Below are 21309 nucleotides of genomic sequence, written 5' to 3'. Positions count from 1 at the left end.
CTGAGGACATGCACGACTGGATCACCACACCCGTCACCGCCGAGCTGCTGCGCGGCGCGCTCGACGTGGAGCAGACCGAGCTCGGGGTGCTGCCGCACCGGCTGCCCGCGCGGGCCCGCGCCCAGAACACCGACGAACAGCTGGCCATGGCCGAGTCCCAGCCGGCCGGGGTACGGCTGGTCTTCCGCACCCGGGCCACCTCTGTGGAGCTGGAGACGCTGCCGACCAAGCGGACCTACGTGGGCGCGCCGCCCCGGCCGGACGGTCTCTACGACCTGGTGGTCGACGGCTCGCCGGCCGGTCAGGGCAGTGTGCTCAGCGGCAACGTCATCACCGTCGACATGGAGGCGGGCACGTCGGAGGTGCGGCCGGGGGCGCCCGGGACGGTCCGTTTCGACGGGCTGTCCGGCGAGGTCAAGGACGTGGAGATCTGGCTGCCGCACAACGAGACCACCGAGCTGATCGCGCTGCGCACCGACGCGCCCGTCGAGCCGGCGCCTCCCGGGGGGCGCCGGGTGTGGCTGCACCACGGCAGCTCCATCAGCCACGGCTCCGACGCGGCGAGCCCCTCACGGACCTGGCCCGCGGTCGCCGCGACGCTGGGCGGGGTGGAGTTGGTCAACCTGGGTCTCGCGGGCAGCGCGCTGCTCGACCCGTTCACCGCGCGGGCGGTCCGGGACACTCCCGCCGACGTGATCAGCCTCAAGATCGGCATCAACATCGTCAACCATGACGTGATGCGGCTGCGGGCCTTCGGTCCGGCGGTCCACGGCTTTCTCGACACAGTCCGCGAGGGCCACCCGGACACGCCCCTGCTGGTCGTCTCGCCGATCCTGTGCCCGATCCACGAGGACACGCCGGGGCCCTGCTTTCCGGACTTCAGCGGGATCAGCGAGGGCCGGTTCAAGTTCAGGACACTGGGTGACCCGGCGGAACGCGCGAGCGGCAAGCTGACCCTCCAGGTGATCCGCGAGGAACTGGCCCGGATCGTCAAGCAGCGGTCCGCCGAGGACCCCCACCTCCACTACCTGGACGGCCGCGAGCTGTACGGAGAGTCCGACACGGAGGACCTCCCCCTCCCGGACGACCTCCACCCCGACGCGGCGACACACCACCGCATGGGCGAACGCTTCGCCCGGCTGACCTTCGGGACGGACGGGGTGTTCGCCGGCGAGTGATCCGGGGGGCGCGGGGGGCCTGACGCGGGCGGAGTCCGTGGGGCGGTCGTACAGCGGGCGCCCTGCGCAGGGGGCACACTCCCACGGCGGGGCGAGGCTGGAGGGGGCATGCCCCACGACGGCGGACCCGGCGAACGGACAGATCCCAGGGGCGGCGCATGCCCGCGGCGAGCGGAGTCCCGGGGCCTCCGGCGGCTGCACGGCTCCCGCAGCGGGCGGAGGCCGGAGCGGAGCATGCCGCGGTGGCGGACCCAGCGAACGGGCGGACACCGGGGGATGGTCGCGGCGGGCGCCTCCGCAGGGCACGCTCCCGCAGCGGGCGGAGGCCGGAGCGGAGCATGCCGCGGTGGCGGACCCAGCGAACGGGCGGACGCCGGGGATGGTCGCGGCGGGCGCCCTCCGCAGGGCACGCTCCCGCAGCGGGCGGAGGTCCGAGCGGGACATGCCGCACGGTGGCGGGCTCTGCCGGGATGTTTCCTGCGGTGAGGCGCCGGGCACAGCCGTGCGTCCTACCCCCTGCGCTTGGGCTTGCCCCGGCGGCCCGCCGTGCCTTTGGCGGCACCCCCGCCGGTCCTCCCCGACCCGCCGCCCCTGGACCCCTTGGTCCCGCCGGCGGCACCCCGCCCCGCTCCCTTCCCGGTACCCGCCCCCGCCCTGCCGGCGCCCTTCCCGGCGGCCCCCTTCTTCTGCTCCGGCTGCGGCTGAGCCCGTCCCCGGGAGCTGTTCACCGTGCGGCCCCTGACGATGCCGATGAAGTCCTCGACCATGTCCGTCGTGGCGTCCTCGCGCCAGGAGAGGGCGACGGCGGACTCCGGGGCGTCGGCGACCGGTCGGTAGGTGAGGTCGCGGCGGTGGTGGAGGCGGGCCAGGGACTGGGGGACGACGAGGACACCGATGTTCGCCGCCACCAGCTCGATCGCGTCGGCCGTGGTGGCCGGGCGTTCGAAGGCCGGTTCGCCGGGCGGCCGCTCCCAGCCGATGACGTCGTCGAGGGGGTGGACGACGACCTCGTCGGCGAGGTCCTCCAGGGTGACCTCCTCGGCCGCGGTCACCACGTGGTCCTTGGGGACCACGACGACCGTCGTCTCGGTGTAGAGGGGGATCGCGCTGAACACCGTACGGTCGACCGGGAGTCGCACGAGCCCGGCGTCCGCGCGGCCGTCGCGCAACACATCGGAGGCCTCGGAAGCCGTCACCTGGAGGAGCTCCAGGGGGATGTCGGGCAGGCGCTCCTGCCAGATCCGCACCCACTTGGCGGGCGTCACCCCGGGGACGTACGCGAGCCGGAAGGACGGGGATGCTGGCGAGTCTGTCACGCGGCAAGGTTACCCACTGTGGTCGGACGTCTCGTGCGCGGCCGATAGTCTTGACTCCATGACGTCGCACCAGAACACCCAGACGATGAAGCCCGCGACCGCGGCGAAGAAGCTGGGTGTGTACCTCCCCGCCACCCCCGCCGAGTTCCAGGAGGGTGTCGTCTCGCGCGCCGAGCTGAACGAGCTCCAGACGAACCCGCCCCAGTGGCTGCAGGACCTGCGACGCAACGGCCCGCACCCCCGCCCGGTCGTCGCGGCCCGGCTCGGTGTGTCCATCGCCGGGCTCGCCCGGGGCGGGGTCACCGAGGCGCTCACCACCGAGCAGATCGAGGCGCTGCGCGAGGACAACCCGGAGTGGCTGGAGAAGGAGCGCGCCACACAGGCGGAGGTCCGCAAGGAGGCCGCACGCCTCAAGGAGAAGAAGGCCCAGCAGCAAGACTGACGCCCGCCGCCGGTTCACGTATCGCAGGGCCCGGCACACCCCGCCCGCCCCCGAAAAACTCCGTGCGCCCAGTCGAACACCTCTGCGACCATTCCCGCATGGTCCACCCTCTGGAACGCCTGGTCATCCGGCACACCCTTCGCCTCCCCTCCCCCGCGGGCCCCGCCGGGGAGGGCGACGTCGCCGCGCGGCAGTTCGACGCCGCGCTGATGTCCGTCGGCTTCAAGCTGTCGGCCGACGCGCTGCGGACGCTGTCGGGGCTGTCCGAGGGCACGGTCGTCGACACCGCCGTGCGCACCCTGGCCACCGTCCGCGAACTGGTCGGCGACCACGTGCGCCACAACGTCTACTTCGTCGACTTCCCGGCGAACGTCCCGGACACCTTCGAGTTCTGGATGCGCTGCGTGACCGAGGCCCTGGAGGACCGCAAGGCCCGCCCCGGCATCATCGAACAGCTCCGCACCGGCGTGATCAACCTGCTCACGCTGCCGTCGTACGGCACCTACCGGCACACCTACGACGAGATGCTCGCCGCCCACGACGAGCTGACGGCCGCCGTGGGCGACCGGCTCACCGTCCTGCACCTGGGCGGCACCCTGGACGACGAGGTCACCGCCCTGTACCTGGCGCTGGCCGGCAGCACCACGCCGCTCGGCGACGAACACCTGGCCGACCTCGGGGTGCTCGCGGAGCACTGCGCGGACGGCGACCAGCCGGCGGAGATCCCGGTACGGGAGAACCGTGCCGTCGTCAACGCGGCCCGGCTGAAGGCGGGTTCGGTCCCGCTCCTCGACACCGTCACCGATGTGCTGCGGCTGGCCTGCGCGTTGTCGGGCGGGGACGTGAGCCTCCAGGCGCCGACCCGGTTCCGCAAGCTGTCCCGGCCGGTGCGCCGCGCCCTGCTCGCGGGGCTGGACGAGGTCGTCGCCCGGGCGCCCGCCAAGCTCGCCGACGTCCTCGTGCACCGCGAGGAGTTCAAGCGGCTCGGCGAGCGTCTGCACCCGCACGAGTACCCGCGGTGGCCGCATGCCGCCGACGTGTTCGCCGTCGCCCGGGGCGAGAAGAAGGCGTACACCTTCGACGGCCGGGTGGAGGCACTGCTCGGCGCGGACGACGTCACCGGGGCCGTGAGGCTGCTCGAGTCCGCGCCCGGCAAGCTGTTCCGCGCGCTGGACCGGCTGCTGCGTTCCGCCGCCACCCAGGAGGAGCGGGACGCCGTGCTGGCCGCCGTCGAGCGGGTCGCGCCGGAGGTCTCCGGGCGGGTCGTGCTGTCGGTGCGGGAGTACCTGCACAACCGGGCCGAAGAGACGGGCCGGAAGCGGGTGTTCATCAACCGCACCGGCCGCGCGCACGTCACCGACGACGCGCGTCGGGCCGTACCGGAGGACGAGCGCAAGCAGCTGATCGCCGTGCTCGACGCGGAGACGGCTCGTCGACTCCCTGCTCCGGAGCGGCTGTTGGTCGACCCCGACGTCCTCGACGTGGCGCTTCCGCTCAGCGGGCGCGCGACCGCGGCCGGGCTCGGTGTGCTGCCCCGCGGCTCGGTGTCGCCGGTCGACGGGGAGTTGCTGCGGTTCTTCGTGTACTGGAAGCAGAGGCAGCGGGTCACCGACTACGACCTGTCGGCGCTGCTGCTGGACGCGCGGTACGACACGGTGTCGTGGCTGTCGTACACCAATCTCCGCGAGGTGGAGGGCGAGCACTCCGGGGACATCACCAACGCCCCCGACGGCGCTTCGGAGTTCATCAACCTGCGGCTCGGGAGCGTGCGCGGCACGTACATCGTGCCGCAGGTCAACATCTACTCCGGGGAAAGGTTCGAGGAGGCCGAGGAGTCGTTCTTCGGGTTCATGCTGCGCGAGGCCGAGCAGCAGGGCCAGCCCTTCGAGCCGCGTACCGTGCGCATGAAGTCGGAGCTGCGCGGTCCCGGCCGGGTGGCGCTGCCGTTGGCGTTCCGGCGTGCCGAGGACGGGAGTTGGCACGCCAAGTGGCTGCACCTGTACCTGAAGGGGCACCCGGCGCACAACCGCGTCGAGGGCAACCAGGTGTCGGTGGCGACGCTGCTCCAGGGCATCGTCGAGCGCGAGCAGCTCACGGTCGGGTATCTGACCGGGCTGATGGCGAACGCCGGTACGGAGGTGGCGACTTGGGACGCCGCTTCGGTGCCGGACGAGCCGGTGACCTACATCGGTCTGGAGCGGCCCGAGGGTCTGCACCCGGACTCGGTGGTCATCACCCCGGAAAATCTGCGCGACTTGATCCCCGAGTGACTGTTAGCGTTACCCCTGGCGAGGCCATGGAAGGGCTTCCTTCTCAACCACTGGAAGAGCCCCCATGGGGCTTGGCTATCAGCCCTTCCGCTCTCCTCGCCCTCGACATGACACATGCGGCGAGGCCATGAGGGAGCTTCCTTCTCACCGGTCTCGACAACCGGCCTCGTAATGGCTCCAGTTCCTTCGCTCTCCTCGCCGTCGATGTCGTGTCGTGGCGTGCCAGGTCGTGTCGGGCGGCGCATCCGCGAGTCACCGCGGTCATGCCGCGCGTGGCGAGGCCATGAGGGGGCTTCCTTCTCACCGGTCTCGACAACCGGGCCTCCAAAGCTCCAGCCCCTTCGCTCTCCTCGCCCACGACGTCACGTGCCCAGGCGGCCCCGGACCGGTGCACTCACCGTTCCAGGGCCGCCTTCGCCGTGCTGAGCGCCTGCTCCGCGTAGCCGCGTCCGAAGAGCACGGCGTGCACCAGCAGCGGGAAGAGCTGGTGGAGTCCGACGCGGTCGGCCCAGCCGTCGGCGAGCGGTGCCGTCCGCTCGTAGCCGCGCAGCACCTCGTCCAGGTGCGGGCAGCCGAACAGGTGGAGCATCGCGAGGTCGGTCTCGCGGTGGCCGCCGTGCGCGGCCGGGTCGATCAGCCAGGCGTAGCCGTCGGCGCCCCAGAGGACGTTGCCGTTCCAGAGGTCGCCGTGCAGCCGGGCCGGAGGTTCGGCGGGACCCGCGAGCTCGGGCAGCCGCTCGCAGAGCCGTTCGATCACCGGCGCCTCCCCCGCGGTGACCGTGCCGTCGTCGACCGCGCGCCGCAGATACGGCAGCACCCGGTGCTCGGCGTACCACTCGGGCCAGTCGGCGCCCTCGACGTTCCGCATCGGTGCGCGCCCGATGTACGCGTCCCGTGGCCCGCCGGGCGGCGCCGAGCCGAAGGCGGGTGCCCCGGCGAGGTGCAGCCCGGCCAGCGCCCGGCCCAGATCGAGTGCCGCCTCCCGGTTCGGCCGCCCGCGCGCGACGAGGTCGGTCACCAGCAGGCCTCCGTCCTGGCCGTGCACGGCCGGCACCCGGACCGCTTCGGCCCCGGCCAGCCAGCGCAGGCCCGCCGCCTCCGCCCTCGCCTCCTCCGGTGAGTCGGCCCGCTTGACCATCACCGCCCGCCCGTCGTCGAGGGTGACCTCGGTCAGCGCGCCGGACATGGGGCGCTCCTCGGTCGCCGTCCGGCCGGTGAGCCGCGCCGCCGCCTCACCAGGGCCTTCCCCGTCGTCGTACACCTGCGCCTCCCTGATCACCACGCCCTTCAGTGTTCCCGAGGGGCTCCTGCACAGCCTCTGTGAAATCTCCCAGTCATGTCTTGACATACGGAAGAAACGATCCGTAGCTTGGCCGATCATTTAGATTCGTGAAGCGGGTTCACGAATATGAACGGAGAGTGTCCATGGGCGATCGCCGACGACGCCGCCGCCTGGCCGCGGCCGCCACCGTCGCGGGGTTGATGTTCGGAACGGCCGCCTGTGGCTCCGGCTCCGACAGCGCGGGCAGCAGCGATCCGAACACGCTGGAGGTCTGGACCCGGAGCAATCCGGACTCGGCCGCGACCTACGACCGGGTCTTCGCCGCCTTCACCAGGAAGACCGGCATCAAGATCGACTACCAGCCGGTCATCAACTTCGACCAGCAGCTCCAGAGCCGCGCGTCCACCAAGGACCTGCCGGACGTCATGATCAACGACACGGCGCTGATGGGCAGTTACCAGAGCCAGGGCCTGCTCAAGCCGATCGACCCCGCCTCGATCGCGGGCGGCGACCAGATCAGCGACAAGTCCTGGACGTCCACGGTCGGCGTCGACGGGAAGCACTACGGCATCCCGTACTCCCGCCAGGCCCAGACGCTGATGATCCGCACGGACTGGCTGAAGAAGCTCGGCCTGAAGGCGCCGACGACCTGGCAGGAGATGCTCTCCGTCGCCAAGGCGTTCGCCACCGGGGACCCGGACGGCGACGGCAAGGCCGACACCTACGGCATCGTCGCTCCGGCCAGCGCCCAGAACGGCTACGCGGCCTGGTGGGGCGCGAGCTTCCTGTGGCAGGGCGGCGCCCAGATCATCAAGCCGGCCGGCTACGGCACGTACACCCCGGCCATGGACTCGGCCGCAGCGGTGGGCGCCGTGACCTGGATGAAGGACAACCTCTTCTGCGGCAGGAAGGGGATCGTCCAGCCCGGCGCGATCACCGCTGTCACGGGAACCGCCACCAATTTCCAGGACGGCAACGCCGGGATGTACATGACCGGCCCGTACAACATCACGACCTTCGACGCCACGCCCGGCAAGGACAAGTACGAGGTCGTCCCGGCTCCCGCGGGCCCGGCGGGCGGCGATGTGCTGGCCGACGGCGAGAACGTCTACCTCGGCGCCAGGACCGGCAAGGACGAGCAGGAGCTGGCGCTGGCCGCGTTCCTGGTCTCGCCCGAGGGCCAGAAGATCGCGATGACCAGCGTCGACGGCCACCAGCCGGTCGTCCGCATCCCGGTCAACTCGACGCTCGACGCGGCGAAGGTCCGGAACGACGCCCGCTGGAGTGTCGTACAGAAGGCCTACGAGACCGCCTCCCAGCAGTTCCCGAACGCGCCGGACTTCGCGCCGATCAAGCAGGACACCGCCGACGCGCTCAACTCGATCTTCACGTACTGCGGCGGTGACGTCCGCTCGCAGCTCAAGGAACTGAACGACACCCTCGCCGGTGACCTCAAGGACCAGGACCTGCTGAAATGACCGCTACCGTCCCCGCGCCCGCAGCGCGCCGAGACCTCGACGAGACGGCCGCCGGCAAGCGGGCCTTCGACAAGAAGGCCGTCGTCCCCTGGCTCTTCCTGGCCCCGGGTCTGCTGCTCGCCCTCGTCTTCAAGTTCTGGCCGATGGCCAAGGGCATCTGGCTCAGCTTCTTCGACGTGCGGCCCTTCCTCGGCGACCGGTGGATCGGCCTCGACAACTACACGCGGGTCCTGACCGACCACCGCTTCCAGGACGCGATCGGGCACACCCTGATCCTGGGCCTGGGCCAGGCGGTCGGTGCGATCGTGCTCGGGTTCGCCCTCGCCCTGCTCCTCGAAGGCCAGGCCCGCTCGCTGAAGATCCTGCGCACCGCCGTCTTCCTGCCCGCCGTCACGGCCACCGCGGTCGTCGGCGAGCTGTGGCGGCTGATGTACTACCCGACCTCCGACGGCCTGATCAACAGTGGTCTGCACTTCTTCGGGTTCGGGACCGTGCAGTTCCTCGACAACCCGAACATCGCGCTGTACTCGACGATGGCGATGGGCATCTGGATCTGGGCGCCGTACAACATGGTGATCTTCCTGGCCGGCCTCGCGGGCGTGGACCGCTCGCTGTACGAGGCGGCGGCGATGGACGGCGTCTCGCTGTGGCAGCGGCTGCGGTACGTCACGCTTCCGGCGATCCGCCCGGCGCTGATGATCGTGCTCACGCTCGCCACCATCCGCGGCCTGCGCGTGTTCACCGAGGTCTACGTCCTCACCGGCGGCGGCCCGGCCGGGTCGACGGACGTCTGGATGACCCGCGCCTACACCCTGGGCTTCACCCGCAACGACATCGGCGGCGCCTCGGCGGCCTCGGTCGTGCTGCTGTGCGTGACGCTCCTGCTCACCGTCATGGTCAACCACCTCCGCAAGAGGGGAGAAGCGCGATGAGCGCCTCCGTCATCGACCCCGTCCGGCCGGCGGCCCCTGACACCCCGGCCGGACGGAACCGCCAGGACCGGCGGACCACCCCGGCCCGTTTCGACACCGCGCTCGGCTGGAACGACCGGCCCGGTGTCGCCTGGGGCCTGCGGATCCTGCTCTGTCTGATCGCCCTCGCGATCTTCGCGGCGCCCTTCCTGACGATCTTCTCGGGCGCCTTCACCACCCACCCGAGCGGCTCGTCGCTGTCGTTCCTGCCGCACGACACCACCCTGTCCAACTTCAGGGTGGCCGGCGCGCAGGGCATGTGGGACTACCTCGGCAACTCGCTGGTCATCGCGGGCGGCGGACTGCTGCTCCAGCTCGCGGTGTGCACCCTGGCGGCGTACGCCCTGGCGCGGCACCGGTTCCGGGGCCAGGCGCTGATCATGATGCTGTTCATGATGACGCTGATGCTGCCCGAGGAGGTCATCGCGATCCCGCTGTCCCTGGTCCTCGGCGATGTACCGGTGGTGCACCTGGACCTCAAGGGCACGGTGTGGGGCGTCATCCTGCCGCTGGGCGCCTGGGGCTTCTCGGTGATGATGCTGACCGAGTTCATGCGGGAGATCCCCGACGAGATCGAGGAGGCGGCCCGTCTCGACGGCGTCGGCGAGCTCAGGATGCTGTGGCAGATCATCCTGCCGCTGTGCAAGCCCGCGCTCGGCGTGGCCGGTGTGCTCGGGTTCATCATGATCTGGGACCAGTACCTGCTGCCCCTGATCGCCGCCAAGGACCCCACCGACTACACGGTCACCGTCGCCCTGGCCACCCTGCGCACCGACCCGGTGGTCGGCTCCGGTGTGGTGCTGGCCGGTGCGGTCATCGCCCTGATCCCCAGCCTGATCGTCTACCTGCTCCTCCAGCGCTCGCTGGTCACCGGCATCGCCGCCGGTGCCACCAAGGGCTGAGCCCACCGTAGTTACGAGGGAGACATGAAGTTCCAAGGAGTGCTGTTCTTCCCGGTGACGCCGTTCGCCGCGGACGGCTCGCTGGACGAGGAACGCCTCGCCCGGCACATCGAGAACGGCGTCACAGCGGGCGCCGGAGGCGTGTTCGTCGCCTGCGGCACCGGTGAGTTCCACGCCCTGACGCCCGACGAGCTGGAGCGGGCCACCCGGGTCGCGGTCGAGACGACCGCGGGCCGGGTGCCCGTCCTGGCCGCCGCGGGCGGTCCCACCCCGGTAGCCCGCGACCACGCGGCCCGCGTCGCCCGCGCGGGCGCCGACGGCTTCCTGCTGCTCCCGCCGTACCTGGTGACGGCACCGCAGCGGGGCCTGGTCCGCTACGTCGAGGAGGTCACCGCCGCGAGCGACCTGCCGGTGATCTTCTACCAGCGCGGCACCGCCCGCCTCACCGCGGAGACGGCCGCCGAGATCGCCGCGCTCCCCAAGGTCGTCGGCCTCAAGGACGGCCTCGGCGACATCGAGCGCATGCACCGCATCGTGCGCGCGGTGCGTGCCGTCCCGGGCACGGAGGACTTCCAGTTCTTCAACGGCCTGCCCACGGCGGAGATGACCGCCCCCGCCTACCAGGGCATCGGCGTCTCCCTCTACTCCTCCGCCGTGTTCGCCTTCGCGCCCGAGATCGCCCTCGCCTTCCACGGGGCACTCGCCGCGGGCGACCGACCGCTCGTGGACACGCTCCTCGACGAGTTCTACGGCCCCCTCGTCCAGCTCCGCGACGAAGTACCGGGGTACGCCGTGGCGTTGGTCAAGTCGGGAGTGGCTCTGCGTGGCCTGGACGTGGGTGGCGTACGGGCGCCCCTCGTCGACCCGGCCCCGGAGCACGTGGCGCGGCTGGCCAAGCTCATCGACCGCGGTCTGGAGGTGGTCGGCGCATGAGCGAGCCGACGCGCATCAAGGAGCTGGTCGTCACTCCCATCGCCTTCCGGGACCCGCCGCTGCTCAACTCCAACGGCGTGCACGAGCCCCTGGCCCTGCGGATCATCCTCCAACTCGTCCTGGAGGACGGCACGGTGGGACTCGGCGAGTCCCCCGGCGGGGTGGCCCGGCTGGAGCGCCTCGAGGCCGCCGCGAAGGTCGTCGTCGGCATGGACGTCTTCGACACCACCGCCGTCTCGGCCGCGATCGACGCCGCCCTGCTGCCGACGGTGCCCTCCTCGCACGAACGCGGCTGGACCAGCTCCGCCGTCGAGGTGGCCTGCCTGGACGCGCAGGGCAGGCTGCTCGGCCGTCCGGTCAGCGATCTGCTGGGCGGGACGGTCCGGGACTCGGTCCCGTTCGCCGCGTACCTCTTCTACAAGTGGGCCGAACACCCGGCTCTCGACGGCCGCGCCGCCGTAGGGGACGAGTGGGGCGAGGCCCTGGACCCGGCCGGCATCGTGGAGCAGGCGCGGCTGATGCAACAGCGGTACGGTTTCAAGTCGTTCAAGCTGAAGGGCGGTGTCTTCGCGCCCGACGAGGAGATCGCCGCGATCAGGGCGCTCGCGGAGGCCTTCCCCGGACAGCCGCTGCGCCTTGACCCCAACGTGGCGTGGACGGTGGAGACATCGAAGTACGTGGCTCGCGAACTCGACGGTGTCCTGGAGTACTTGGAGGACCCGACCAGGGGCATCGAAGGCATGGCGGAGGTGGCGAAGGACGCACCGATGCCGCTGGGCACCAACATGTGCGTGATCGCCTGGGAGCACCTGAAGCCGGCGATCGAACAGAACGCGATCCAGGTGCTGCTGACGGACCACCACTACTGGGGCGGTCTGCGGCGCACCCGTGAACTGGCCGCGGTCTGCGAGGCGTTCGGCCTCGCGCTGTCGATGCACTCCAACTCGCATCTCGGCATCAGCCTGGCCGCGATGACCCATGTGGCGGCGGCGATCCCGAACCTCGACCACTCCTGCGACACGCACTACCCGTGGAACCACGCCGACGACGTGATCCGCCCGGGTGTCCTGGAGTTCCGCGACGGCGAGGTCGAGGTCCCGACGGGGCCCGGCCTCGGCGTGGAGCTCGACCATGACGCGCTGGAGCGCCTGCACCGCCTCTACGTCGACTCCGGGGTACGCAGCCGGGACGACACCGGGTACATGCGGCGGTTCCGGCCCGACTACGAACTCAGGCTCCCGCGCTGGTGAGTTGCCCCCCAAGGGACAGGGCGCCCGGTGACTCCGGGCGCCCTGTCCCGCTCCCGTCGGCTCAGCTTCCCTTCCGGCAAGGGCTCGCGGGCAGGTCCGTCATCAGCTGCTGCCAGCGGGGGCCCTGCGGGGCGCGGGTCAGCCGGCACACCTCGGCCGCGAGGTCGCGCACGTCGGGGTTCCACAGCCTGACCGTGCCGTCGATGCCGCTGCTGGCCAAGGACTGCCCGTCCGGGGCGAACGTGACGCCCCACACCGCGCTGGTGTGACCGGTCAGGGTGGCCAGTGGACCTCGCGCCCGGGTGTCCCACAGCCGCACGGTGCCGTCGTTGCCGCTGCTGGCCAGGGTCCGCCCGTCCGGGGCGAAGGCGAGTCCGCGGACCGAGCCGGTGTGACCGGTGAGGGCGGCCGTCACCCGGTGCCCGGCGGGGTCCCACAGCCTGACCGTGCCGTCGTTCCCGCTGCTGGCGAGGGTCTGCCCGTCCGGGGCGAACGCCACGGCGCGTACGGCGCCGGTGTGTCCGGTGAGGGTGGTGAGCGGCAGCCGGCGGGGCACGTCCCACAGCCGCACGGTCAGGTCGTCGCTCGCGCTCGCGAGGGTGCGGCCGTCAGGGCTGAACGCCACCGCGTTCACGAAGTCGGTGTGTCCGGTGAGGGTGGTCAGGAGTCTCCCCCGGGCCACGTCCCACAGCCGGACCGTGCCGTCCGGGCCGGCTGACGCGAGCGTTCGCCCGTCGGGGGCGAACGCCACCGAGAACACCGCGCCCGAGTGCCCCCGCAGCACCGCCAGCGGCCGGCGCCCGGCCACGTCCCACAGCCGGACAGCGCCGCCGGAGCCCGCCGAGGCCAGGGAGCGTCCGTCCGGGGCGAACGCCACCGAGAACACCGCGCCCGAGTGCCCCCGCAGCACCGCCGGCGACCGGCGCCTGCCCACGTCCCACAACCGCACGGTGTGATCGGCGTCGGCGGCGGCCAGGGTCCGCCCGTCCGGGCTGAACGCGGCGTGCCAGACCTCCGTGAACGGGCGCGCCGTCAGCGCCGAGCGGCTCAGGTCCCACAGCACGACGGACTCGTCGAACCCGGCCGTGGCCAGCAGCGTGCCTCCAGGGTCGGTGGCCACTCCGAGCACGTAGTCGGTGTGCCCGGACAGGGTGGTCGTGATCCGGTGGCTGCGGACGTCCCATAGGCGCACCGCGCCGTCGCCCGCGGCGCCGATCACGGTGGTCGAGTCGGGGGTGAAGGCGACGGCGTTCACGTCGTCGCTGGTGCCGGTCAGCGCGGCGGTGCTCTTGAGCCGGGCCCGGTCCCACAGGCGTACGACACGGTCGGCGCCGCCCGAGGCGAGCGTGCGCCCGTCGGGGGCGAACGCCACACCCAGGACCCCGGCGGTGTGCCCGGCGAGGACGGCCAGCGGCCGGTGCCGGACCGTGTCCCACAGCCGTACGGTGTGGTCGGAGCCGCCCGAGGCCAGGGTCCGTCCGTCGGGGCTGTAGGCCAGGGCGTCGACGCTGTCCCGGTGGCCCGTGAAGGTGGCGATCGGGCGGTGCGCACCGGTGGCCCGCCACAGGGTGACGGTGCCGTCCGAGTCCGCGGCCGCGAGGGTCCGCCCGTCGGGGGCGTAGGCGACGGCCCGCACCGGGGCGTCGGTGGTGAGGTCGGCGAGGACCCGGCGCGTGGTCACGTCCCACACCCGCACGGCGCCGCCCGCCGCGCCCACGACCCCGGCGGCGAGCGTACGGCCGCCGGGGCCGAAGGCCACCGAGCGCACCTTGCCGGTGGCGGCGAGGACCGCGGTCTGCCGTCGCTCGGCGGTCCGCCAGACCCTGACCGTGCCGTCGCTGCTGCCGCTCGCGAGCAAGCGGCCCCCGGGCGCGAAGGCGACGGCGTTGACGGGCCCCGAGTGCCCGGTCAGCCGGCCGGAGAAGTACTGCGCCTGGGTGCTGAGCAGGGCGCCGCGGGCCTCCGTGGTCGGCTCGGTGCCGTAGGCCTCGGCGGCGAGCAGCAGGGCGGCCTCGGGCTGGGCGCTCGCCATCGCGGTCGACCGTACGGCCAGTGACTGGGACAGGGTGACCCGGCTCTGCCGCAGGGCCTCGGACCGCTGCTGGTAGGCGAGCCCGCCCGCGGTGACGGCCAGGCCCAACAGGGCCGCGAGTACGGCGAGAAGGCGGCGCTGCCGACGCCCTTGACGCCGGTCGGATTCCTGTCGACGGAGTTCCTCGGCCCGGCTCGCCTCGTAGAACTCCGCTTCCCGCGGCCCGAGTTCGGTCCGGTCGGCGACCTCCCTGGCCCACTCGGTGACGGCGGACAGCCGGGGCCCCCGGTAGAGCAGCAGGGGGTCGCGTCCCTCGCGCTCCCATTCGGCGGCCGCGTCGGCGAGTTGCTGCCGGATCAGCAGTCCGGCCCGGTCCGCGTGGATCCAGCCGCGCAGTCGGGGCCAGACGTGCAGCAGCGCCTCGTGGGTGATCTCGACGGTGTCCCGGTCCACGGTGATCAGCCTGGCCCGCACGAAGGCGTCGAGGGCCGTGGCCGCCGCGGCCGGGTCGGGGAGCTGCGCCAGCAGGACCGCGCGGTCCAGCCTGCGGCGGGTCGCCTCGCTGCCGTCCCCGAGCTGGACCAGCCGGACCAACGCCTGGCGGATCATGGTCTGTTCCGCGGGGTACAGCCGGGCGAAGCAGGTCTCCGCCGTCCTCGCGACAGCGCCCTGGATACCGCCGCTGTCCTCGTAGTCCGTGATGGTCAGCGTCCGCCCGTCCCCGCGCTGCCAGGTGGCCATGAGCGCGTGGGAGAGCAGGGGGAGGGCGCCGGGCGGGGCGGGCGCGGACTCGTCGCGGTCGGCCGCTCCGTCAGCTGGGTGCTGTCCGTGCGTGGCCTGCGGTGCGGCGGCCGGGTCCGAGCGCAGCCCCACGTCCCGCAGCAGCAGCTGGACCAGGCCGGGCGCGAGCACGAGGCCGGCCTGCCGGGCCGGGCGGGTGATCGACTCGCGCAGTTCCCGTACGGTCATGGGCCGCAGCACGAACAGCCCCGCGGCGAACACCGCGGCGAGTTCGGGATGGTCGAGGCAGCGGCCGGTGAAGTCGGCGCGCATACCGAGGACCACGGCGGAGAGCGCCGCGCGGGCCCCGGCGCCGTCCGCCGGTTCCGGTGTCGACAGGGCGCACAACGCCCGGACGAAGGCACGCCGTTTGCCCTCGTCCGGGCAGAGGGTGAAGACCTCCTCGAACTGATCGACCAACAGGACCAGCCGATCGGGGGGCGGTTCACGGTCGTCCCGGCCGGGCGGGGTGAGGTCACGCACCGGTTCGGGGCCGTGTTTCCCGGGCGGGGTGCGGTCAGCTACTGGGGCGGCGGGGTCCTTTTCGGGCGGGATACGGCCTCCCAGCGGGTCGTCGGCGTCCTTTCCGGGCGGGATACGGCCTCCCAGCGGGTCGCCGGCGTCCTTCCCGGGCGGCATGCGGTCTTCCACCGAGCCGCGGTCGTTCCCCGCCGACGCCCGGCGCCTCGCCCTTGCGACTGCCGTGACCAGCCGGGACGGGTCCTCCCGGAGTTCGTCGGCCGTGACGCCCAGGTCCTCGCCCAGCATCTCGGCGGTTCGGGACAGGAGTTCCCCGAGCGGGCGGGCCGTCGGGGTGAAGGCGACCACCGGCCACTCGCGCGACCCCGCCATCGGCAGCGCGCCGTTCCGCAACGCGGGGACGAGCCCGGCGTTGAGCAGCGAGGACTTGCCCGCCCCCGACGGTGCCACGAGCAACAGCGGTCCGCTGCCCACCCGTTGGAAGAGCCGGTCCACGAGCTCGGCCGTCATCCGCTCACGCCCGAAGAACCAGCGGGCGTCCTGCGCGGTGAAGGCCGCCAGCCCCCGGTAGGGGCACTCCCGTCCCTTCTCCTCGGGCCGCCTGTTCCGCTCCGCCGTGAGCGGCTCGGGCACCAGCCGCAGGAGAGCGCCGCCCGCGAGCAGCGCCTCGTCGCAGCGGCGCCCCACATCCGCCGTGGCCGGCTTGGAACCGTTCTCGATCTTGCTCAGGTACCCCTTGCTGTAGTGCACCCGCTGAGCGAGCGCCGTGAGCGACAGTCCCCTCTCATGCCTCAGACGTCTCAGCTCGGAGGGAAAGTCCGCCGGTGCACCACCGGTTCCCCCTTCTTCGGCTCCCCCGTACCCCGTGCTCTCGGTCGTGTGCGGGTTCTCGACCACGCCACCTCCCCGCGGCGGCTCGTGTCCCCCCGTTGGTCACGTCTCCCGCCGCCGCCCCAACTCCACGCTACAGGCGGGCCAGTTGGGGCCCGGGCGGCGATCAGAGACGGGTGTTTCCCTGTTTCCCGTTGCCGGGGGTCGACGGGAAACGTCTCGACATGCTCATGACCTGGGCCGAATGCTCGGAGTCCGGGCCGGCCACCCAGCCGACCCATGAAGAGGATCTTTCAGGGAGGGAACCATGAGGACCCGTACGCTTTCGGCCGTTGTGGCGGGCTCGGCCACCGCCGCGCTCCTGCTGACCGGCGTCGGCGCGGCCGCGGCCGCCCCGGCCACGTCGGACAAGCCCAGCAAGGCCTCCGCGCCCGCCACGGCCCAGGGCGCGGCCACTCCGGCCAAGGCGGCCTGGGACGGAAACATCTACCTCTACTACAGCACCGCCGCCAACAGCGCCTGGCGGGCCTACTCCGGCGGCACCGCGGACTTCGCCGCGGACACCTTCAACAACGGCGTCGACGGCTACGGCCAGCGCGTGAAGAACAACGTCAACCGGGCGTGGAACAACGACCAGCGCTGGGCCGCGAACATTTGGTACAACGAGAACTTCCAGGGCGCGGTGGACACCTTCTACCCGGGCGAGGCACGCCAGTTGAAGGTCGGGGTGCGCAACGACAACGCCTCGCTGAGCTGGACGTACATCGGCTGACCTCGGCGCACGCGGCGGCGGGCCGGGGAGACGCTCCCCCGGCCCGCCGCAACCAGCCCCCCGTCGCCGGACCCACCGTTCCCGTCTGCCCGCCCGAAGGGGGACACGTTCATGCGCCCACCGTCAACGACCTTCGGCGGGAGGGGTGTTCGAGCCGCCGCGATCCTCGGTGTCCTGGCCGGAGTCATCGCCGTCACCGGATGTTCGGACGGAGCCGCCACCCAGCGGCCACCCGAATCCGCACCCGCCACGACACGTCAGGGCACCGACGTCGGCGAGGAAACACCACCGGGAGCCGAAGTGCCGGTCATCCTCGATGTGAAGTCCCTGGCCCTGCCGGTCGAGCCCTATCTGTTCACCAACCGCCAGATGGCCGACGTCCTGCGTGCCCGCCAGGCACTGGTGGTCCCCTGCATGCGCCGCTTCGGCTTCGCATGGCCCGCATCCGGCCCGGAGCGGAACGACAGCGCCGGTACGGTTCCCGGCATGAGGAACGCGGCCAACCTGGACCGCCGTTACGGCATCACGGATCCCGCCCTCGCGGCCCGCCACGGGTACCACTTCGCTCCCGAGTCCCGGCAGAGGAACCCTCAGGACTCCACCAGCGCCTCCCGGCCGAACGCCGACGCCCTGGCCGTCCTCACCGGGCGTACCGGCGACGGCACCCCGGCCCCGGCCCGCTACCACGGCCGGGCGGTACCGGAGGGCGGCTGCCAGGGGCAGGCGACCACACGGCTCGCCGGTGACCGGCCGCTGGGCAACGACCAACTGGCCAACGAGATCAACGTGGTCAGCTACCAGAAGTCGCAGGCGGACCCCCGCGTCAGGTCGGTCTTCCGCGCGTGGTCGGCCTGTATGCGGAAGCACGGCTACTCCTACGCCGCGCCCACCGACGTCCCCGGCAAGGACCCCCGGTTCACCGGCCCGGCCCCCACCCGGCAGGAGATCGCCCTGGCCGAGGCGGACGTGGCGTGCAAGCGGCAGACCAACGTGATCGGCGTCTGGTTCACCGTCGACGCGGCCTACCAGCGGCAGATGATGGCCTCGAAGGGGCCGGAGCTGGCCCGCGCGAAGGACGCCATCCGCACCCAGACGGCGAACGCGGACCACGTGCTGAACGGCAGCGGCTGAGGACTCCGGCGACCGTACGCGGCACGGGTGGTACGGGTGGGGCGGGTGGTACGGGCGACCACCTGCCGCAGAAGATCCGCCGGTGCTTCAATGTCACCCCCGGGCGGAGGAGCGGCGGCATGGGTGCGCAGTCAGGCAGGGTCCTGGTGACCGGCGGGAGCGGTTTCGTCGGCAGTCATCTGGTACGGCGGCTGCTGGAGCGCGGCTACGAGGTGCACGCCACCGTGCGCAGCCTCGCGAACGCGGCGAAGGTGCGGCCGCTACGGGACATGCAGGACGCATTCCCCGGCGGACTCAGCCTGTTCGAGGCGGACCTCCTCCAACAGGGCTCCTTCGACGAGGCCATGGCGGGCTGCCGGGTGGTCTTCCACGTCGCCTCCCCCTTCTTCATGCCGGAGAAGATCAAGGACGGCCAGAAGGACATGGTCGACCCGGCCCTGATCGGCACCCGCAACGTCCTGGCCGGCATCGAGCGGACGCCGTCCGTGGAGCGGCTGGTGTTCACCTCCACGGTCGGAGCGATCTTCGGTGACTACGCCGACGTGCGGGACATGGAGGGGCAGATCCTCTCGGAGAGGTACTTCAACACCAGCAGCACGGTGGAGAACAACCCGTATCACTACGCCAAGACGGTCGCCGAACGCGCGGGCTGGGACGCGGAGGCCGCGCAGGACCGCTGGCGCATGGTCTCCCTCAACCCCGGTCTGATCCTGGGCCCTTCCCTCACCTCCGCCTCCGAGTCCGGCAGCCTCTTCCTCCTGGAGGAACTGTTCAAGGGCTACTTCTTCTACGGCGCCCCGGACTTCAGCTTCACCACGGTCGACGTCCGTGACGTGGCCGACGCGCACATCGCCGCCGCCGAGAAGCCCGACGCGAAGGGCCGTTACATCCTGGCCGCCCGGACGATGACGTCGTTCATCGAGATGTCCCGCGTCATCCGCGCCCGCCACCCCCGTGACCGGCGCCTCCCGCGCACCGCGCTCCCGCACTGGCCGGTACGAGTCCTGGGCCCCGCGTTCGGGCTCACCCAGGACTACATCCGCAAGCACCTCGGCATCCGCTTCGAGGTGGACAACAGCCGCAGCGTGAACGAACTGGGCCTCGCCTACCGGCCGGTGGAGGAGACGGTCCTCGACCATTACGAGGCGTGGCGCCGACAGCGCGGCAGACGCTGACCCTCACCTGCGGGAACGGGCGCACGCGACGAAGGTCACAGTTACATCTCACCCTTTTCACACTTCAATCTTCACGCGAGCCTCACAAGTTCGTTAGGTTTACGACGAACAGCACGACGGAAGGGGCATGTCTTTCATGGCGCCGGATCGAACTTCGCGCAATGGAGGGTCCAGCCTCCCGGCCAAGCGCAACTCCGCGCTCGCGACGGCCGCGATGGCCTCCGCGGCCCTGCTGTCCCAGACCGGGAACGCCGCCGCCGACGAGGGCCCCAGCCGCGACGAGGTCAACCGGCGGATCACCAACCTCTACGACCGCGCCGAGAACGACTCCGGTACCTACAACGCCACCCGCGCGGCCGGCACGGCGTCCAGCACCCGCGGCCGTACCCCCGCGGCGACCGGCGGGTCCCGCAGCTCCGAGGGCGATCCCGCGCTCGCCGCCCTCGCCAAGCAGTGGTACGGAGTGGGCCGCGCGAAGCTGGGCCCGTTCGTCGAGGCGACCCTGCCGAGGGACCGTGTTCCGGCCCCGGCGGCCGAGACGCGTCGTCAGCGGCCCGCGGAGGCCCCCGCGGCACGTGCGCCGAAGCCGGCCGAGCAGCCCCTGCCCGAGCTGACCGCCAAGCCGATGCTCGCCCTGCCGGCCGCACCGCAGACGGCACCGGCCGCCCTCGCCGCCGTACCGGACCAGTCCCCCGCCTGGGCACCGGATCCGGCATCGCAGGCCCTCACCGGCACCGGCGAGATACCCACCGTGGGCACCCCGCAGCTCGAGACGGGCTTCCCGGAGTACAGCACCCGGACCGGCACGGGCTTCTCCGCCTACGGCGCCCAGACCGGCACCGGCCTCCCCGAGTACAGCACGCAGACGGGCACGCCCCTCCCGGGCTACGGCACCCAGACCGGCACCGGTGTCCCGGCGTACAGCGGCCAACTCACCACCGGTTTCCCCGAGTACCCCACCGGCCTCCCCGAGCAGACCGGCCAAATCCCCACCGGCTTCCCCGAATACCCCACCCAGGTCGCCACCGGCCTGCCCGAGTCCACCGGCCAGTTCAGCAGCGGTCAGCCCAACGGCACGGGCCAGTTCAACACCGGTCTCCCCAACAGCACGGGCCAGTTCAGCACCGTTCTCCCCGCCGGCACAGGCCAGTTCAACACCGCCCTCCCCGAGTACACCGGCCAATTCGCCACCGGTCTCCCCGAGCAGACCGGCCAATTCGCCACCGGCTGGCCCGAGTACACCCCGCAAGCCCCCGCCGCCCTCCCTGGCAGTACAGGCCAGTTCGACACCGCCCTCCCCGGCAACACAGGCCAGTTCAGCGCCATCCCCGACAGCACAGGCCAGTTCACCCCCCTCCCCGGCTACGCCCCCCAGCCCAGCCCGCGCGTCGCCGAATACGCCACCGACCTCGGCACCCCGCTCGCCACGGTCACGGCAGCCCCAACCCCCACCGCGGCCCCGGCCCCCGCGCTCCCCACCATCCCCTCCCCCCGCTCCCCCGAACCGCAGTGGCAGGCCCCGCAGCAGACCGCCGCCCCCGCCTCCCTCCCGACCGCCGACCCCGGTTACGACTCGAAGGTCATCCAGGTACTCGCCTTCGCCCGCTCCCAGATCGGCAAGCCCTGCGTCTGGGGCGCGGCGGGCCCGGGTTCGTACGACAACGCCGGTCTCACCCAGGCCGCCTGGAAGGTCGCCGGGGTCTCCCTGCCACGTACCTCCCTCGGCCAGGCGAGCACCGGCACGGCGGTTCCGCTGTACGCCATGCAACCCGGCGACCTGGTCTTCTTCCACGACGACTTCAGCCACGTGGGCCTGTGCACCGGCAACGGCATGATGATCCACGCGCCGGGCCCGGGGGCGTCGATCCGTGAGGAGTCGATCTACCCGACCGGCGAGTCGATCATCCGCGGCGCGGTCCGACCCGCCTGACCCCGACAAGGCCCGTCCGGCACCAAGAGACCTCGCACGACACACGCACACCCCTGGACGCCCCAGGAACCCCTCCCCTAGGGTGATCGAGAAAGCGCTTTCTGGCCTGACCATGCCAACCCGGGGGAGCGTCTCGTGGCGCACGAGCAGCCGCAC

Annotated in this window: 15 protein-coding genes; 12 read left to right on the top strand and 3 right to left on the bottom strand. The window is 72.1% G+C overall.

Annotated elements, in window-relative coordinates; all coding sequences use genetic code 11:
• Positions 1 to 8 precede the first annotated feature (8 nt).
• Positions 9 to 1178 carry a GDSL-type esterase/lipase family protein gene (locus tag OHN19_RS38245; protein ID WP_330268580.1) on the top strand — a complete coding sequence of 390 codons (1170 nt, stop codon included), beginning with the start codon at positions 9 to 11 and terminating at the stop codon, positions 1176 to 1178.
• A gap of 509 nt (positions 1179 to 1687) precedes the next feature.
• Here the strand turns inward: OHN19_RS38245 and OHN19_RS38240 are convergent.
• Positions 1688 to 2494, bottom strand: a complete 807-nt coding sequence (locus tag OHN19_RS38240) for a LysR substrate-binding domain-containing protein (protein WP_330268579.1) — start codon at positions 2492 to 2494, stop codon at positions 1688 to 1690.
• Positions 2495 to 2552: 58 nt separating this feature from the next.
• Here OHN19_RS38240 and OHN19_RS38235 point away from each other — a divergent pair, with 58 nt between their 5' ends.
• Entirely contained in the window at positions 2553 to 2936 is a 384-nt protein-coding gene (locus OHN19_RS38235) for a DUF5997 family protein (RefSeq protein ID WP_330268578.1), read from the top strand.
• A 98-nt stretch (positions 2937 to 3034) separates the two neighbouring features.
• A complete protein-coding gene (locus tag OHN19_RS38230; protein WP_330268577.1) occupies positions 3035 to 5206 on the top strand; it encodes a hypothetical protein in 2172 nt (723 codons plus the stop codon).
• A gap of 394 nt (positions 5207 to 5600) precedes the next feature.
• On the opposite strand, the gene OHN19_RS38225 is transcribed toward OHN19_RS38230, so the two are convergent.
• Positions 5601 to 6467, bottom strand: a complete 867-nt coding sequence (locus tag OHN19_RS38225; RefSeq protein WP_330269802.1) for a fructosamine kinase family protein — start codon at positions 6465 to 6467, stop codon at positions 5601 to 5603.
• Positions 6468 to 6631: 164 nt separating this feature from the next.
• Here OHN19_RS38225 and OHN19_RS38220 point away from each other — a divergent pair, with 164 nt between their 5' ends.
• From OHN19_RS38220 to OHN19_RS38200, 5 genes are read left to right on the top strand one after another with little or no spacing between them, the layout of a single operon-like run.
• The gene (locus OHN19_RS38220; protein WP_330268576.1) at positions 6632 to 7966 is read left to right on the top strand and encodes a sugar ABC transporter substrate-binding protein; all 1335 of its coding nucleotides are present in this window, start codon (positions 6632 to 6634) and stop codon (positions 7964 to 7966) included.
• Positions 7963 to 8898, top strand: coding sequence for a sugar ABC transporter permease (locus tag OHN19_RS38215; protein WP_330268575.1), 936 nt, complete (start codon positions 7963 to 7965; stop codon positions 8896 to 8898). Before OHN19_RS38220 ends, OHN19_RS38215 begins: the two co-directional genes overlap by 4 nt.
• Complete coding sequence (locus OHN19_RS38210; RefSeq protein ID WP_330268574.1) at positions 8895 to 9839, top strand: carbohydrate ABC transporter permease; 945 nt, start codon at positions 8895 to 8897, stop codon at positions 9837 to 9839. Before OHN19_RS38215 ends, OHN19_RS38210 begins: the two co-directional genes overlap by 4 nt.
• Positions 9840 to 9863: 24 nt before the next feature.
• Entirely contained in the window at positions 9864 to 10772 is a 909-nt protein-coding gene (locus OHN19_RS38205; protein ID WP_330268573.1) for a 5-dehydro-4-deoxyglucarate dehydratase, read from the top strand.
• Positions 10769 to 12022 carry a glucarate dehydratase family protein gene (locus OHN19_RS38200; RefSeq protein ID WP_330268572.1) on the top strand — a complete coding sequence of 418 codons (1254 nt, stop codon included), beginning with the start codon at positions 10769 to 10771 and terminating at the stop codon, positions 12020 to 12022. The genes OHN19_RS38205 and OHN19_RS38200 overlap by 4 nt, the downstream gene beginning before the upstream one ends.
• Before the next feature lie 61 nt (positions 12023 to 12083).
• Here OHN19_RS38200 and OHN19_RS38195 read toward each other — a convergent pair whose 3' ends face one another.
• Positions 12084 to 16211 carry a helix-turn-helix domain-containing protein gene (locus tag OHN19_RS38195; RefSeq protein WP_330268571.1) on the bottom strand — a complete coding sequence of 1376 codons (4128 nt, stop codon included), beginning with the start codon at positions 16209 to 16211 and terminating at the stop codon, positions 12084 to 12086.
• Positions 16212 to 16452: 241 nt separating this feature from the next.
• On the opposite strand from OHN19_RS38195, the gene OHN19_RS38190 reads away from it, so the two are divergent.
• From OHN19_RS38190 to OHN19_RS44040, 4 genes are all read left to right on the top strand, one after another.
• Positions 16453 to 16917 carry a hypothetical protein gene (locus tag OHN19_RS38190; protein ID WP_330268570.1) on the top strand — a complete coding sequence of 155 codons (465 nt, stop codon included), beginning with the start codon at positions 16453 to 16455 and terminating at the stop codon, positions 16915 to 16917.
• Between the two features lie 111 nt (positions 16918 to 17028).
• Positions 17029 to 18048, top strand: a complete 1020-nt coding sequence (locus OHN19_RS38185) for a hypothetical protein (protein ID WP_330268569.1) — start codon at positions 17029 to 17031, stop codon at positions 18046 to 18048.
• 119 nt (positions 18049 to 18167) lie between these two features.
• On the top strand, positions 18168 to 19223 hold the full coding sequence (locus OHN19_RS38180) for an NAD-dependent epimerase/dehydratase family protein (protein ID WP_330268568.1): 1056 nt from the start codon (positions 18168 to 18170) through the stop codon (positions 19221 to 19223).
• Between the two features lie 136 nt (positions 19224 to 19359).
• Positions 19360 to 21153, top strand: a complete 1794-nt coding sequence (locus tag OHN19_RS44040; RefSeq protein WP_419249557.1) for an NlpC/P60 family protein — start codon at positions 19360 to 19362, stop codon at positions 21151 to 21153.
• Positions 21154 to 21309 lie beyond the last annotated feature (156 nt).

Source organism: Streptomyces griseorubiginosus, assembly GCF_036345115.1.
In the GTDB taxonomy this organism is placed as follows: domain Bacteria; phylum Actinomycetota; class Actinomycetes; order Streptomycetales; family Streptomycetaceae; genus Streptomyces; species Streptomyces griseorubiginosus_C.
The sequence above is the reverse complement of the archived record's forward strand: the minus strand, read 5'-3'. Positions and strand labels throughout refer to the sequence as shown.

Coding starts and splice junctions, on each gene's coding strand:
- OHN19_RS38245 (WP_330268580.1), top strand. CDS start 9: ATGCACGACTGGATCACCACACCCGTCACCGCCGAGCTGCTGCGCGGC.
- OHN19_RS38235 (WP_330268578.1), top strand. CDS start 2,553: ATGACGTCGCACCAGAACACCCAGACGATGAAGCCCGCGACCGCGGCG.
- OHN19_RS38230 (WP_330268577.1), top strand. CDS start 3,035: ATGGTCCACCCTCTGGAACGCCTGGTCATCCGGCACACCCTTCGCCTC.
- OHN19_RS38220 (WP_330268576.1), top strand. CDS start 6,632: ATGGGCGATCGCCGACGACGCCGCCGCCTGGCCGCGGCCGCCACCGTC.
- OHN19_RS38215 (WP_330268575.1), top strand. CDS start 7,963: ATGACCGCTACCGTCCCCGCGCCCGCAGCGCGCCGAGACCTCGACGAG.
- OHN19_RS38210 (WP_330268574.1), top strand. CDS start 8,895: ATGAGCGCCTCCGTCATCGACCCCGTCCGGCCGGCGGCCCCTGACACC.
- OHN19_RS38205 (WP_330268573.1), top strand. CDS start 9,864: ATGAAGTTCCAAGGAGTGCTGTTCTTCCCGGTGACGCCGTTCGCCGCG.
- OHN19_RS38200 (WP_330268572.1), top strand. CDS start 10,769: ATGAGCGAGCCGACGCGCATCAAGGAGCTGGTCGTCACTCCCATCGCC.
- OHN19_RS38190 (WP_330268570.1), top strand. CDS start 16,453: ATGAGGACCCGTACGCTTTCGGCCGTTGTGGCGGGCTCGGCCACCGCC.
- OHN19_RS38185 (WP_330268569.1), top strand. CDS start 17,029: ATGCGCCCACCGTCAACGACCTTCGGCGGGAGGGGTGTTCGAGCCGCC.
- OHN19_RS38180 (WP_330268568.1), top strand. CDS start 18,168: ATGGGTGCGCAGTCAGGCAGGGTCCTGGTGACCGGCGGGAGCGGTTTC.
- OHN19_RS44040 (WP_419249557.1), top strand. CDS start 19,360: ATGGCGCCGGATCGAACTTCGCGCAATGGAGGGTCCAGCCTCCCGGCC.